The 14,864-nt window shown below is 65.7% G+C and carries 13 protein-coding genes; 1 reads left to right on the top strand and 12 read right to left on the bottom strand.

The genetic code is table 11. The annotated features are described in order from the left end of the window. The first annotated feature begins 80 nt into the window (after positions 1-80). Positions 81-719, top strand: coding sequence for an endonuclease III (nth, locus tag ACLD02_RS09110; RefSeq protein ID WP_410298524.1), 639 nt, complete (start codon positions 81-83; stop codon positions 717-719). 150 nt (positions 720-869) lie between these two features. Here nth and ACLD02_RS09105 read toward each other — a convergent pair whose 3' ends face one another. From ACLD02_RS09105 to gyrA, 12 genes are all read right to left on the bottom strand, one after another. After that, positions 870-1,220 carry a ComEA family DNA-binding protein gene (locus ACLD02_RS09105; protein ID WP_238400813.1) on the bottom strand — a complete coding sequence of 117 codons (351 nt, stop codon included), beginning with the start codon at positions 1,218-1,220 and terminating at the stop codon, positions 870-872. Positions 1,221-1,339: 119 nt separating this feature from the next. Next, positions 1,340-2,035, bottom strand: a complete 696-nt coding sequence (gene pyrF / locus ACLD02_RS09100; protein ID WP_410298523.1) for an orotidine-5'-phosphate decarboxylase — start codon at positions 2,033-2,035, stop codon at positions 1,340-1,342. Beyond that, on the bottom strand, positions 2,032-3,210 hold the full coding sequence (gene lapB, locus ACLD02_RS09095; protein WP_203100990.1) for a lipopolysaccharide assembly protein LapB: 1,179 nt from the start codon (positions 3,208-3,210) through the stop codon (positions 2,032-2,034). The genes pyrF and lapB overlap by 4 nt, the downstream gene beginning before the upstream one ends. After that, a complete protein-coding gene (locus ACLD02_RS09090; RefSeq protein ID WP_203100988.1) occupies positions 3,207-3,446 on the bottom strand; it encodes a DUF1049 domain-containing protein in 240 nt (79 codons plus the stop codon). Before ACLD02_RS09090 ends, lapB begins: the two co-directional genes overlap by 4 nt. 24 nt (positions 3,447-3,470) lie before the next feature. Next, complete coding sequence (gene ihfB / locus ACLD02_RS09085; RefSeq protein WP_203100987.1) at positions 3,471-3,833, bottom strand: integration host factor subunit beta; 363 nt, start codon at positions 3,831-3,833, stop codon at positions 3,471-3,473. A 67-nt stretch (positions 3,834-3,900) separates the two neighbouring features. Beyond that, positions 3,901-5,580, bottom strand: coding sequence for a 30S ribosomal protein S1 (gene rpsA, locus ACLD02_RS09080; protein WP_203100986.1), 1,680 nt, complete (start codon positions 5,578-5,580; stop codon positions 3,901-3,903). 211 nt (positions 5,581-5,791) lie between these two features. Then, positions 5,792-6,463, bottom strand: a complete 672-nt coding sequence (cmk, locus tag ACLD02_RS09075; protein WP_203100985.1) for a (d)CMP kinase — start codon at positions 6,461-6,463, stop codon at positions 5,792-5,794. After that, a complete protein-coding gene (locus tag ACLD02_RS09070) occupies positions 6,460-8,718 on the bottom strand; it encodes a bifunctional prephenate dehydrogenase/3-phosphoshikimate 1-carboxyvinyltransferase (protein WP_410298522.1) in 2,259 nt (752 codons plus the stop codon). Before ACLD02_RS09070 ends, cmk begins: the two co-directional genes overlap by 4 nt. Next, positions 8,718-9,821, bottom strand: coding sequence for a histidinol-phosphate transaminase (hisC, locus tag ACLD02_RS09065; protein WP_410298521.1), 1,104 nt, complete (start codon positions 9,819-9,821; stop codon positions 8,718-8,720). Before hisC ends, ACLD02_RS09070 begins: the two co-directional genes overlap by 1 nt. An 87-nt stretch (positions 9,822-9,908) precedes the next feature. Next, positions 9,909-10,997: a prephenate dehydratase gene (gene pheA, locus ACLD02_RS09060; RefSeq protein WP_203100979.1), complete on the bottom strand. Its 1,089-nt coding sequence runs from the start codon at positions 10,995-10,997 to the stop codon at positions 9,909-9,911. Next, on the bottom strand, positions 10,997-12,076 hold the full coding sequence (serC, locus tag ACLD02_RS09055) for a 3-phosphoserine/phosphohydroxythreonine transaminase (RefSeq protein WP_203100977.1): 1,080 nt from the start codon (positions 12,074-12,076) through the stop codon (positions 10,997-10,999). The genes pheA and serC overlap by 1 nt, the downstream gene beginning before the upstream one ends. Beyond that, the gene (gene gyrA / locus ACLD02_RS09050; protein WP_410298520.1) at positions 12,073-14,796 is read right to left on the bottom strand and encodes a DNA gyrase subunit A; all 2,724 of its coding nucleotides are present in this window, start codon (positions 14,794-14,796) and stop codon (positions 12,073-12,075) included. Before gyrA ends, serC begins: the two co-directional genes overlap by 4 nt. Positions 14,797-14,864: the final 68 nt, after the last annotated feature.

Genomic DNA, 14,864 nt, shown 5'->3' with positions numbered 1-14,864 from the left:
CCGGGGCGGCATCGCCGCCCCTGCCCTTCCCGGTTATACTGCGCGTTTTCGCCGACCCGCCCCAGGCGCCAAACGTCATTATGAACCGCGAGAAACGCACCGAGATTTTCCGCCGGCTGCGCGACCAGCGTCCGGAACCCACCACCGAGCTGCACTACGCCTCCGCCTTCGAACTGTTGGTGGCGGTGGTGCTGTCCGCCCAGGCCACCGACGTGGGCGTGAACAAAGCCACCGCGCGCCTGTTCCCGGTGGCCAACACCCCGGCGGCGATCCGCGCCCTGGGCGTGGACGGGCTCAAGGAGTACATCAAGACCATCGGCCTGTTCAATTCCAAGGCCGAGAACATCATCAAGCTGTGCGACCAGTTACTGGACCAGCACGATGGTCAGGTGCCGCGCTCCCGGGCCGCCCTGGAGGCCCTGCCCGGGGTCGGGCGCAAGACCGCCAACGTAGTGCTCAACACCGCCTTCGGCGAACCCACCATCGCCGTGGACACCCACATCTTCCGGGTCAGCAACCGCACCCGCATCGCCCCGGGCAAGAACGTGCAGGAGGTGGAGCAGCGCCTGCTGCGGGTGGTGCCCGAGGAGTTCAAGCGCGACTGTCACCACTGGTTGATCCTGCACGGTCGCTACACCTGCACCGCGCGCAAACCCAAATGCGGGGAATGCATCATCGCCGACCTGTGCGAGTTTCCCCTTTCCCAACGCCCGGCTTAAGCCGATGATCGCGGCTGAAGCCGCTTCCACCGCGTGCTGGCCCACGCCAACGAAAAAGCCGGCCACCCCGGGGCAGGGAGGCCGGACACGCGGAAATCGTCGGAGAGCTCGCAGGGAGGGCGTTTCCGCGCTAAAGCGGGGTGTCGCCGATCAGAGCGTGATCTGGTCGCGCAGGCGCGCCAGGGTCTTCTCGCCAATGCCCTTGATCGCCAGCAACTGCTCCACGGACTGGAACGGGCCCTCCTCCTCCCGCCAGCGCACGATCAGCTCGGCGGTCTTGGGGCCCACGCCACGCAGGGCCTGAAGCTCCTCGGCGCTGGCGGTATTGAGGTTCACCGGCGCGCTGGCGGCGGCACCGGCGCTGGCGGCGGGGGCCTCCGGAGCAGCCTGGGCCAACGGCGCGCCGGTCACCAGCAGCATGCCCAGCATCAGGGTGAAGGCCAGCCGTCGCATGGGCGCGGCGCCGCGCAGGGTCAATCCATTGATCAGAAATCGCATCATGATTCTCCTTTCTTCCTTTTCCATTTCCTTGAAAAGTGGGTTTGCGTAAAAGCCACTTCACTGTAGGAAAGAAGACGGAGACTGGCTGTCAGCGAATGCTGTGAGTTTCTGCGCGTGTTTCAGGAAAGACTGTGTAGGATCTCGTCCACCACCGCCGTAGGATTTTGCGCACGGGTGATGGGACGACCGATCACCATGTGGCTTACGCCCAGGTCCCGGGCTTCCCGGGGCGTCACCACGCGGCGCTGATCGTCGCCGGCGCTGCCCGCCGGGCGGATGCCCGGCGTCACCAGGTCGAAGTCCGACCCGCACAGCTCTCGCAGCATGACGGCCTCCCGGGCCGAGCACACCACGCCGTCCAGGCCATGGTCGCGGGTCAGCGTCGCCAGCCGGCGCACCTGCGCCTCGGCGCTGTCGGTCAGGCCGATTTCCCTGAGGTCTTCGTCGGTCTGGCTGGTCAGCACGGTGACCGCGATCAGACGCGGTGGCGTGGCCAGGCCGGCCAGCGCCTCGCGGGCCGCGTCCAGCATGCGCCCGCCGCCGCTGGCGTGCACATTGACCATCCACACGCCGAGATCGGCGGCGGCGCGGATGGCGCCGGCCACGGTGTTGGGAATATCGTGGAATTTCAGGTCCAGAAACACCTGAAAGCCGCGCTCACGCAGCGCCTCCACCACCGCCGGGCCACCCCGCGTGAACAGCTCCTTGCCCACCTTGACCCGGACCCGGGCCGGGTCCAGCCGGTCGGCCATGGCCAGAGCGGCCTCGGGCTCGGCGTAGTCCAGGGCGACGATGATGGGGCTGTCGGCGGTCACGATTGGCTGCCTCCTTCGGAGCGGGGTTTGATGGTGCCCCAACGGCGACAGCTCGGGCAGCGCCATTGCAGCAGCGGGGTCTGGAAGCCGCAGCGGCGGCATTGATAAACGGTTTTGTCCGAGGTGAGCCGCTCGGTAAGTTCCTTGAGCATGCCCAGGTGCTCGCGGGCCTCGCCCTGGGCGGAACCCTGCAGGTTCATGTCGATGATCCGGTGCAGACCGCGCACCGAGGGGTTGGCCTTCATGTAGTCGGCGATGAAATCCGCCGCCTCGCGGTCGCCGTAGCGTTCACGCAGTTGCTCGGACAGCAGCAGCACCCGGGCGGTGGAGGGCCGTTCGGCGCTGATGTCGGCGAGCAGCTTGATGAAATCCTCTTCCTTTTCCAGGTGCTGGTAGCACTGGCGCAGCTCGTCGAGCACTTCGTCGAAGAAATCCGGGTCCTGTTTCCAAATGCGCTTGAACGCGTCGATGGCCTCGTTCCATTGCTCCTCGCGCATTTCCAGGCGCCCCTGAACGACGCTGGCGCGCACGCACTGCTTGTCGAAGCCCAGGGCCCGGCGCAGCATGCGGCGCGCCGGGGTGAACTCGCCACGGGCGATCTGCGCGTCGGCTTCCTCGCAGCAGTAATGGGCCAGGATCGGAGCGATCTTGGGGTCGCTCTTGACCAGTTGCTCTCCCATGGAGATAGCGCTGCTCCAGTCCCGCTCCTGTTCGTAGAGGTGGGTGAGCTGGCGCACCACCGGCTCGCGCTTTTCGCAATCCTGATCCAGCATCTCCAGCAGCACCTCCTCGGCGCGGTCGAACAGACCACCGGCGAGATAGTCCTCGGCCAGCTCCAGCTGGATCTGCTCCTGGGTGGGGCGCGGCAGTTCGCCCTGCTCCAACAGGTGGGAGTGAATCAGGGTGGCGCGGTCGAACTCACCGCGTTTGCGGAACAGCCGCGCCATGCTGAGGTGGGTTTCCAGGGTCTGGTCGGATACTTCCAGGCTGTTGAGCAGGGCTTCCACCGCCTTGTCCGGCTCTTCGTTGAGCAGGAAGTTGAGGCCGGCCACGTACTCCTGGGAAAGCGATTCCATCCGCCGGCGCTGGCGGCGTTTACCTTCCCGCCGCCCCAGGTAGAAGCCGGTGGCGATGGCGAAGAAGAACAGCGGAATGAGCCAAAGCGGTTCACTCATGAACGGGACCCGAACAGACCACGCATACCCCGCAGGCCCAGTCCGGTCACCAGCCCAAGCAGCAGACCGGCGGCCAGCAACAGCACCACCAGCGCGCCCAGGGTCACCTGCCATTGCAGGCCGGAAACCGGCAGCGACAGGGTAACGGGCTGGGTATTCACGGTCACGAACAGAAAGGCCAGGCCGAACACCGCCAGCAAGACCAGAATCAGAAAAATACGGTAGAGATTTCGCATCACACTTCGTCCTGCCCGGATGGATCAGCCGTTGGCCGCTTCACCACGGGGATGATCCCGGTCGTCCTGATCGCTACCGGAGGGATGATCAAGCATGGATTCATTGACCCGTTCACGCAATTCCTTGCCGGACTTGAAATGCGGAACGTATTTCCCGTGCAGGTTCACGCTGGCGCCGGTCTTGGGGTTGCGACCCAGGCGCGGGGCACGGAAATGAAGGGAAAAACTGCCGAAGCCGCGAACTTCTATACGACCTCCCTCGGAGAGGGTATCGGCCATGACTTCGATGAGGTGTTTAACGGCCAGCTCCACGTCCCTGGGAGACAGATGCTCATTTCTTTTGGCAATACGGGCAATCAGTTTCGACTTGGTTAACGCTGACGCCATTGCAACCTACTCCCCTGGGCTCCCTGCCCAGCGGGGCCGGCCAGTGGCCGGCCCCCGGGAGGAGCCATTATGACTCGTTGCTGTTTTCCATTTGCTGCTTGATCAGATCACCAATGGTCTTGGGTGCATTGGCGTCCTGATTCTGCAGGTTGTCCATGGCTTCACGATCCTGTGCCTGGTCCTTGGCACGCACGGACAGGTTGATAGCCCGGTTCTTGCGGTCGACGTTGGTGATACGCGCTTCCACTTCATCGCCCACGTTGAGAACCTGGGTCGCATCGCTGACGCGGTCGCGGCTGATCTCGCTGGCACGCAGGGTGCCTTCCACGTTCTCGGCCAGCTCCACGGTGGCGCCCTTGGCGTCCACTTCCGTCACCGTGCCCTTCACGATGCTGCCCTTCTCATTGGCAGCAACATACTGAGCAAACGGATCGTCTGTCAACTGCTTGATTCCAAGGGAAATTCTTTCCCGCTCGGCATCGATGGACAGAACCACGGTTTCCAGTTCATCGCCCTTGTTGAAGTTGCGCACGGCTTCCTCGCCCTGCTCTTCCCAGGAGATGTCGGACAGATGCACCAGACCGTCGATACCACCTTCCAGGCCGATGAAGATGCCGAAGTCGGTGATGGACTTGATCTTGCCGCTGATGCGGTCGCCCTTCTGGTAGTTCTCGGCGAAGGATTCCCACGGGTTGGACATGCACTGCTTGATACCCAGGGAAATACGGCGGCGGTCCTCGTCGATATCGAGGATCATCACTTCCACTTCGTCGCCGATCTCGACCACTTTGGACGGATGGATGTTCTTGTTGGTCCAGTCCATCTCGGACACGTGAACCAGGCCTTCCACGCCTTCCTCGATCTCGGCGAAGCAGCCGTAATCGGTCAGGTTGGTGACGCGGGCACGGACCTTGGAGCCTTCCGGGTACTTCTGCACGATGTCGTGCCACGGATCCTCGCCCAGCTGCTTGAGGCCCAGGGACACGCGCATTTTCTCGCGGTCGAACTTGAGAACCTTGATCTCGATTTCCTGGCCCACTTCGACGATTTCGCTGGGATGCTTGATGCGCTTCCAGGCCATGTCGGTGATGTGCAGCAGGCCGTCGATGCCGCCCAGATCCACGAACGCACCGTAGTCGGTGAGGTTCTTGACGATCCCCTTGACCACCATGCCTTCCTGCAGGGACTCCAGCAGCGCTTCGCGCTCGGCGGAGTGTTCGGCTTCCATGACTGCGCGGCGGGAAACCACCACGTTGTTGCGCTTCGGATCCAGCTTGATGACCTTGAAGTCCAGGTCCTTGCCTTCCAGGTGGGTAACGTCGCGTACCGGACGGATGTCCACCAGGGAGCCGGGCAGGAACGCGCGGATCGGGCCGATATCGACGGTAAAGCCACCCTTGACCTTGCCGGAGATCTGACCTTTGACGATTTCGTCCTTGTCGAATGCCACTTCCAGCTCCGCCCATACTTCGGCGCGCTTGGCTTTTTCGCGGGACAGGCGGGTGAAGCCCATGCCATCGTCAATGGCGTCGACGGCCACTTCCACTTCGTCGCCTTCGACGATTTCCAGTTCACCGCTCTCGCTGATGAACTCGTTGCGGGAAATGATGCCCTCGGACTTCAGACCGGCGTTGACGGTGACCCAGTCACTGTCGATGGAGACCACGGTGCCTTTGATGATGGAGCCGCGGGCAACGTCCAGGTCCTTGAGGCTTTCTTCGAAAAGTTCGGCAAAAGATTCAGTCATGGATAATCTCGTGATACACATGCCAACCAGCAGACATGGGTTATTCGTAAAAGGCCGCGGTTCCAAGCTGGTTTACTGTCAGAAACCGGGCAGCCTGTTTTGATAAAATCAGAACACCATTGTAGGAGCGGCTTCAGCCGCGAAACCGGCCGGCGGGCACGGTATCGCGGCTGAAGCCGCTCCTACGGGGTAATCTGGACCACCGGTGCCGTCAGGTCAGCGACCGGGCAGCGGCTTCATCGAGAATACGATCCACCACCTGCTCCACACTGAGCTCGGTGGAATCGATTTCCACCGCGTCCGGGGCCGGCTTGAGCGGCGCCACGGCGCGCTTCATATCGCGCTCGTCCCGGGTACGGATGTCCTCGATAAGGGTGGCGAGGGTAGCACCAAAGCCCTTTTCCTTCAACTGGGCGTGGCGCCGCCGGGCGCGCTCCTCGGCGCTGGCGGTGAGAAACACCTTGAGCGGGGCGTCGCGAAACACCACGGTGCCCATGTCACGGCCGTCGGCCACCAGCCCCGGGCGCTGGGCGAAGGCCCGCTGGCGGGCGAACAGGGCGTCGCGCACCGGCTGCAGCACCGCCACCTGGCTGGCCAGCTCGCCCACCCGCTCCTCGCGAATCAGCTGGCTGACGTCCTCGCCCTGCAGCAACACCGCGGTATCGCCCTCGCCTTCCCGGAACTCCACCGGCAACTGTTCGGCCAGGTCGATCAGGCGCATCTCGTCGTCCAGGGGCACGCCACGGCGCTCCGCGTGCAGCCCCAGCACCCGGTAGAGGGCACCGGAATCCAGCAGATGCCAGCCCAGGCGGGCGGCCACCCGCCGCGCCACGGTGCCCTTGCCGGAGGATACCGGGCCGTCGATGGTGATGACTGGAATCATTGACTCTCCTGAGGAGCGCGCACGTCCAGGGCCAGCCCGGCGGACCGGGCCAGCTCGGCGAAGCCGGGGAAGCTGGTGGCCACGTTGGCGCAATGGTGAATGGTGATCGGCGCCGAGGCGCGCAGCGCCGCCATGGCGAAACTCATGGCGATGCGGTGGTCGCCGTGGGATTCCACCTCGCCGCCGCCATAGGCGCCACCGACGATGCGGATGCCGTCCTCGTACACTTCGTGTTCCACGCCCAGGGTGGCCAGGCCATCGGCCATCACCTGGATGCGGTCGGATTCCTTCACGCGCAGCTCCTCGGCGCCACGCAGCACGGTCTCGCCCTCGGCGCAGGCGGCGGCGATGAACACCGCCGGCAGCTCGTCGATGGCCAGGGGCACCAGTTCCTCGGGGATCACGATGCCCTTCAGCGGGGCGCTTTTCACGACCAGGTCCGCCACCGGCTCACCGCCCGCATCCCGTTGATTTTCCAGGCGAATGTCCGCGCCCATCAGGCGCAGGATATCGATCACGCCGGTGCGGGTGGGGTTCACGCCCACATGCGGCAGGGTCACCTCGGCGCCCTCGGCGATGCTGGCGCCCACCAGGAAGAACGCCGCCGAGGAAATATCCGCCGGCACGTCCAACTGGCCGCCGCGCAACTCGCCACCACCGCTCAGGGAGGCGGTGGCGCCGTCCCGGGCCACCGGGTAGCCGAAGCCGTTGAGCATGCGCTCGGTGTGGTCCCGGGTGGGCGCCGGCTCGGTCACCGAGGTCTCGCCCTCGGCATAGAGACCAGCCAGCAGCACCGCCGATTTCACCTGGGCGGAGGCCATCGGCAGGTGGTAATGGATGCCTTTCAGGGCGGCGCCGCCACGGATGCGCACCGGCGGCCGACCGCCCTCCCCGGTTTCGATCACCGCGCCCATGTCACGCAATGGCCGGGCCACCCGTTCCATGGGCCGCTTCGACAGGGAGGCGTCACCGGTCAGTTCGGTGTCGAACGCCTGGCCCGCCAGCAGGCCGGTGAGCAGGCGCATGGAAGTACCGGAGTTGCCCATGTAGAGCGGCTTGCCCGGGGCCTTGAGACCATGCAGGCCGACCCCGTGCACCAGCACGCGGCCATTGTGCGGGCCCTCGATCACCACTCCCATGTCGCGGAACGCCTGCAGGGTGGCCAGGGCGTCCTCGCCTTCCAGGAAGCCGCTGATCTCGGTGCTGCCCCGCGCCAGGGAAGCCAGCATGATGGCGCGGTGGGACATGGATTTATCACCCGGGACCCGCAGCCGGCCGTGAAGCCGGCCGCCCGGGGCCACCACGAAGGTGGGGTCGGAATGCTGTGTCATGCCTGTCTCGTCATCGGAACGCCGCGCCTGAGTGTAGGAGGTGCGCGCGTTCATGGCCATGAAATGGGCCCGGGCGCTGTTGGCCCGGGTCATGATGCCCATCAGGGCATCGCTGTCGTTGTCCTCGATGGCGCGCCGGAAGCGGTCGATGCCATCGCGGAACATCCCCAGGGCGTCGAGCACCGCGCCCCGGTTCTCACGGAAGATGTCGTGCCACATCACCGGATCGGAGTCGGCGATGCGGGTGAAATCCCGGAAGCCACCGGCGGCATAGCGGAAAATCTCGGTGGAGTCGCCCTGGCGGGCCAGGGTGTCGACCAGGGAAAACGCCAGCAGGTGCGGCAGATGGCTGGTTTCCGCCAGCACCTGGTCGTGGTGGTCCGGGGCCATGCTCAGTACCTCGGCGCCGAGCGCGGTCCACAATTCACTGACCCGCCGGGCGGCGTCCGGATCGGTGTCCGCCACCGGGGTGAGAATCACCCGGTGGTGGCGGTACAGATCCGCGTCGGCGGCTTCCACGCCGCTTTTTTCCTTGCCGGCAATCGGGTGGCCGGGCACGAAGCGGGTGAAGTGGGCGCCCAGGGCGCGCCGCGCCTGGTCGATCACCGCTGCCTTGACGCTGCCGCCGTCGGTGATCAGGGCGCGCTCGCTCAGGCCCGGAGCCAGCTTGGTGAGCACCGTTTCCATGGCGGACACCGGCGTGGACACGAACACCAGATCCGCGCCCCGTACCGCCAGCGCCAGATCCTGGCTGCCCTCGTCGATCAGCCCCAGGGCCAGACCCTGCTCCAGGGTACGCGCCGAGCGGGAGCCGGCCACCACGGTGGCGGCCAGGCCCTGGGCGCGCAGGGCGGCGGCGAAGGAACCGCCGATCAGCCCCAGGCCGATGATCGCCACCCGCCGGAACATGGGTTGCTCCGCCATCAGCGTGCCAGAACCCGACCCAGGGCCTTCAGGAAGCGCTCGTTCTCGGGGGCGGTACCGACGGTGACGCGCAGATGATTGGGCAGGCCGTAGCCGCCCAGGGGGCGCACGATCACGCCCTCGCGCAGCAGCGCCTGGTACACCGGCAGGCAGTCGCCGCCGCAATCGAAGGTAACGAAATTGGCCACCGAGGGAATCTGCTCCAGGCCCAGCTCCGCCAGCCCCTCGGCGAGCTGCGCCAGGCCGGCGGCGTTCTCGCTTTTCGAGTTCTCGATGTGATCACTGTCGCCCAGGGCCGCCTGGGCGGCGGCCAGCGCCGGAATGTTCACGTTGAACGGCTGACGCACCCGGTTGAGCACGTCCGCCACCTGGGGATGGGCCACGCCATAGCCGACCCGCAGGCCGGCCAGGCCATGGATCTTGGAGAAGGTGCGGGTCACCACCAGGTTGGGGTAACGCTGAATCCGGGTCAGACCATCCGGGTAATGGCTTTCCTCCACGTACTCGAAGTAGGCCTCGTCGAGCACCACCAGCACCTCTTCCGGTACCCGCTCCAGGAAGGCGTCCAGGGCGTGGTCGTTGAACCAGGTGCCGGTGGGATTGTTCGGGTTGGCCAGGAACACGATGCGGGTGCGCTCGGTGATGGCGTCCGCCATGGCCGCCAGATCATGGCCATACAGATGCGACTCCACCTGCACCGGCTTGGCGGAACAGGCCAGGGTCACCAGTGGGTAAACCGCGAAGGCGTACTCGGAAAACACCGCCTCGTCGCCGGGCTGCAGGTAGGCCCGCGCCACCAGTTCCAGCACGTCGTTGGAGCCGTTGCCCAGCACCAGCCGGTCGCTGTCCACGCCCAGTTGCCCGGCCAGGGCGGCTTTCAGTTCGAAGCCGGCGCCGTCCGGGTACAGGTGGACCCGTTCCAGCGCGTGGCGGGCGGCGTCCAGGGCCTTGTGGCTGGGACCCAGGGGATTTTCGTTACTGGCCAGCTTGAGCACGTCGTGGATGTCCAGCTCGCGCTGCAGTTCCTCGATGGGCTTGCCGGGCTCGTAGGGTTTGAGCCGTTGCACGCCGGTGTTGGCCAATTGGATGTAATCGCAGCTCATATTCGCTCTCACGCTTGACGCTTCACGCTGGCACGCCCGGCTCGACGTGGTGCGTGCGAGCGTGAAGCGTGCCAGCGTGCAAGCCGTTTATAGCACCGCTTTGGGGTAGGAGCCCAGCACCTTGATGGTATTGCCGTCCGCGTCCAGGTCTTCCAGCACCCTGGTCAGGGCCGGGTCCTCCTTGTGGCCTTCACAGTCGATGAAGAACACATAGCTCCAGTTGGCGATACGCGAGGGCCGGCTTTCCAGGCGGGTCAGGTTGATGCCGCTGTCGCGGAACGGGCGCAGCAGGTCGGACAGCAGCCCCGGGCGGTTCTTGCCGGACACCAGCAGGCTGGTCTTGTCACGACCGGAGGGCGGCGTGTCCTGGCGACCGATGATCAGAAACCGGGTGGTGTTGTCCGGCCGATCCTCGATGTTGATCTGTACCTTTTCCAGCTCGTAGAGCTCGCAGGCCATGTCGCCAGCGATGGCCATGGCGTTCCATTCATCGCGCAGGCGGCGCGCCGCCTCGGCGTTGGAACTCACCGCGATGCGCTCCACCGCCGGCATGTGCGCGTCCAGCCACTGGCGGCACTGGGCCAGGGTCTGCTGGTGGGAATAGATGCGCGTGACCTTGTCGCGGCGGGTATGGGGGCCGGACAGCAGGTGGTGATGGATGCGCAGCTCCACCTCGCCGCAGATTTTCAGATCCGAATTCATGAATGAATCCAGGGTATGGTTGACCATGCCCTCGGTGGAATTCTCCACCGGCACCACGCCGAAGTGCACGGCGCCGGCCTCCACTTCGCGGAACACCTCGTCGATGGCGCCCAGCGGCACGCTCTCCACGGAATGGCCGAAATGCTTGATCGCCGCCTGCTGGGTAAAGGTGCCCTCGGGCCCCAGGAACGCCACCCGCATGGGCTGCTCCAGGGCCAGGCACACGCTCATCACCTCGCGGAATAAACGCGCCATGTCCTCGGCGTCGATGGGGCCGGTGTTGCGTTCCTTGACCCGCTGCAGCACCTGGGCCTCGCGCTCGGGCCGGTAAAATACCGGCGCCGGGTCCTCGGCGCGCTTTACCTCGGCCACCTGGTGAGCCAGGTCGGCGCGCTCGTTGAGCAGGTCCTGGAGGCGCTGATCGAGGCTGTCGATCCGTTCGCGCAGGGTATCGAGGCTGGGTTTGTCGCTCATCAGGCTTTCCGTTTCTCGAAGTCCGACATGAACCCGATCAGGGCGTCCACCGCCGCCTCGGGCACCGCGTTGTAAATGCTGGCGCGCATGCCGCCCACGCTGCGGTGGCCCTTCAGGTTACGCAGGCCGGCGGCATCCGCCGCGACCAGGAAGTCCTTGTCCAGAGCACTGTCGGCGAGCACGAACGGCACGTTCATCCAACTGCGCTGGGTGGGACGCACCGGGTTGCTGTAGAAGTCGCTGGCATCAATGAAATCATACAGCTTGCCGGCCTTGCGGCGGTTGATCTCGCCCATGGCGGCCACCCCACCCTGCTCCTTGAGCCACTCGAACACCAGGCCGGCCAGATACCAGGCGAAGGTGGGCGGCGTGTTGTACATGGAGCCGTTGTCGGCGTGGATCTGGTAATTGAGCATGGACGGCACCGTGGGGCCGGCGCGGCCCAGCAGGTCCTTGCGCACGATCACCAGGGTCAGGCCCGCCGGGCCGATGTTCTTCTGGGCACCGGCGTAGATCAGATCGAAGCGGTCGATGTCCAGCGGCCGCGACAGGATCGTGGAGCTCATGTCCGCCACCAGCGGCTTGTCCACCTCCGGCACGAAATCGAACTCCAGGCCGCCGATGGTCTCGTTGGGGCAGTAATGCACGTAGGCGGCATCGTCGGACAGCCGCCACTCGCTTTGCGCCGGGGCGTAGGTGAAGTTGGCGTCCTCGCTGGACGCCGCCACGTTGACCTCGCAGAAACGACGCGCTTCCTTGATCGCCTTGCTGGACCACTGGCCGGTGTTCACGTAGTCCGCCTTGCCGGCGTCGCCGAGCAGGTTCAGGGGCACCATGGCGAACTGGGCGCTGGCACCGCCCTGCAGGAACAGCACCACGTAGTCGTCGGACAGACCGAGCAGCTCGCGCAGGTCGCGTTCCGCTTTTTCGGCCATCTCCACGATCACCGAGTCGCGGTGGCTCATTTCCATCACCGACATGCCGGTGCCCTGGTAATCCAGCATTTCCTCGCGGGCCCGGTTCAGGACCGCTTCCGGCAACGCCGCCGGCCCGGCGCAGAAGTTATACGCGCGGCTCATTCATTATTCTCCTCACCGCCCTCGACCGGAGCGTCCTGGTCGCCTTCGGGGCCCTCGACCTCCGGGTCGTCGTCGCCGTCCAGCTCCGGAATCCGCGCCAGCCCGGACAGGGCCTCGCCGTCGCCGAGCCGGATCAGGCGCACGCCCTGGGTGTTACGGCCCAGATGGCTGACCTCGTCCACGCGGGTACGCACCAGGGTGCCCTGATTGGAGATCAGCATCACGTCCTCGCCGCCGAACACCTGGGTGGCGCCCACCAGGGGACCGTTGCGCTCGTTGACCACCATGCCGATGACACCCTGGGTGCCACGCCCCTTGGTGGGGAACTCGCTCAGGTCGGTTCGCTTGCCGTAGCCGTTCTCCGAGGCCGCCAGCATCTGGCCGCCTTCCTGGGGCACGATCAGCGCGATCACCTGCTCGCCCTCGGCCAGCTTCATGCCACGCACGCCCCGGGCGATACGGCTCATTACCCGTACCCGGGATTCCTGGAAGCGCACCACCTTGCCGTTGCCCGCCACCAGCACCACGTCCTCGTCGCCCTGGGTGATGGCCACGTTGACCAGGTCCTCGCCATCCTGCAGGCGCACCGCGATCAGGCCGCTGCTGCGCGGCCGCGCGAAGCGCGCCAGCTCGGTGCGTTTGACCACGCCGCTGGAAGTGGCCATGAAGATGAACGGGCCGGCGACCGCCGGGGCGTCCACTTCCGCCTCGGCGCCGTCGGCGTCCTCGGCCACGTCCACCACCTCGGCGTCGCTCTCTTCCTCATCGTCGCCGCTGCCGCGCTGGCGCACCTGCTCGGCATCCAGGCGCAGGATCGCGGTGATCCGCTCCTCCGGTTTGAGCGCGGGAATCAGGTTGATGATCGGCTTGCCCCGGGAGGCCCGACCGCCCTGGGGCAGCTCGAACACCCGCAGCCAGTACACCTTGCCCACGTTGGTGAAGCACAACAGGGTATCGTGGGTGCCCGCCACCAGCAGGTGCTCCACGTAGTCCTCGTCCTTGAGCTGGCCGGCGGACTTGCCGCGCCCACCGCGCTTCTGCGCCCGGTAGGTGTCGATCGGCTGAATCTTGGCGTAGCCACCGTGGCTCAGGGTCACCACCACGGTTTCCTCGGCGATCAGATCTTCCATGCTCAGGTCCAGACGGGAGGTCTGGATCTCGGAGCGGCGGTCGTCGCCGTATTCGTCGCGCACCGCGGTGAGCTCGTCGCGGATCACCTGCATCAGGCGCTGCGGGTCCGCCAGGATCAGCATCAGCTCGGCGATCTGGTCGAGCAGCTCCTGGTAATCGGTGACCAGCTTCTCGCGCTCCAGGCCGGTGAGCTTCTGCAGGCGCAGGTCGAGAATCGCCTGGGCCTGTTCCGGGCTCAGGTGATAAAGGCCGTCGTGCAGGCCATAGGCGTCGTCGAGACCGTCCGGGCGCGCCGCGTTCTCGCCGCCGGCGCGCTCCAGCATGGTCAGCACGTCGCCGGGCGCCCAGCCCCGGGCCAGCAGTTTTTCCTTGGCCTCGGCGCCGCTCGGCGACGCCTTGATCAGTTCGATCACCGGATCGATGTTGGCCAGCGCCACCGCCAGACCTTCCAGCAGGTGGGCCTTTTCACGGGCCTTGCGCAGCTCATAGACGGTGCGCCGGGTGACCACCTCGCGGCGGTGGCGCAGGAAGGCGTCCAGCAGCTCGCGCAGGTTCAGGGTCTTGGGCTGACCGTCCACCAGGGCCACGGTATTGATGCCGAACACCGACTCCATCTGCGTCTGCTGATAGAGGTTGTTGAGCACCACCTCGGCGTTCTCGCCCCGGCGCAGCTCGATCACCACCCGCATGCCCTGCTTGTCGGACTCGTCGCGCAGCTCGGTGATGCCCTCGATCTTCTTGTCCTTGACCAGCTCGGCGATCTTCTCGATCAGCCGCGCCTTGTTCACCTGGTAGGGCAGCTCATGGATGATGATCGCTTCCTTGCCGCCCTTGTCCATCTGCTCGATGTCGGCGCGGGCGCGCACATAGATGCGGCCACGGCCGGTGCGGTAGGCCTGCACGATACCGGCGCGACCATTGATGATGCCGGCGGTGGGGAAATCCGGGCCCTTGATGTATTCCATCAGGTCGTCCGGGGTGAGGCTGTCATCCTCGATCAGCGCCAGACAGCCATCCACCACCTCGCGCAGGTTGTGCGGCGGGATATTGGTGGCCATGCCCACGGCGATGCCCGAGGAGCCGTTCACCAGCAGGTTCGGCACCCGGGTCGGCATGACGTCGGGAATGCGCTCGGTACCGTCGTAGTTGTCGACGTAATCGACGGTTTCCTTGTCCAGGTCGGCCAGCAGTTCATGGGCGATCTTGGACATACGTACTTCGGTGTACCGCATGGCCGCCGCCGAGTCGCCGTCGATGGAACCGAAGTTGCCCTGGCCGTCCACCAGCATGTAGCGCAGCGAGAACGGCTGCGCCATGCGCACGATGGTGTCGTACACGGCGGAGTCCCCGTGGGGATGGTATTTACCGATTACGTCACCCACCACCCGGGCGGATTTTTTATAGGGTTTGTTCCAGTCGTTGCTCAGCTCGTGCATCGCGAACAGCACGCGCCGGTGTACCGGCTTGAGGCCGTCGCGCACATCCGGCAGGGCGCGGCCGACGATCACGCTCATGGCGTAATCCAGGTACGACTGCCTGAGCTCGTCCTCGATATTGACGGGCGTGACTTCTTTGGCGAGGTCCGTCATGGCGTTCCTTTATATGGGGTCCAGGGACAGTCCGGGAAAGCTCGGGATGATAGCACAGCGGCGCCTCG

The sequence above is a fragment of the Alloalcanivorax sp. C16-2 genome, from assembly GCF_046507615.1.
Lineage (GTDB): Bacteria > Pseudomonadota > Gammaproteobacteria > Pseudomonadales > Alcanivoracaceae > Alloalcanivorax > Alloalcanivorax marinus_A.
The sequence above is the reverse complement of the archived record's forward strand: the minus strand, read 5'-3'. Positions and strand labels throughout refer to the sequence as shown.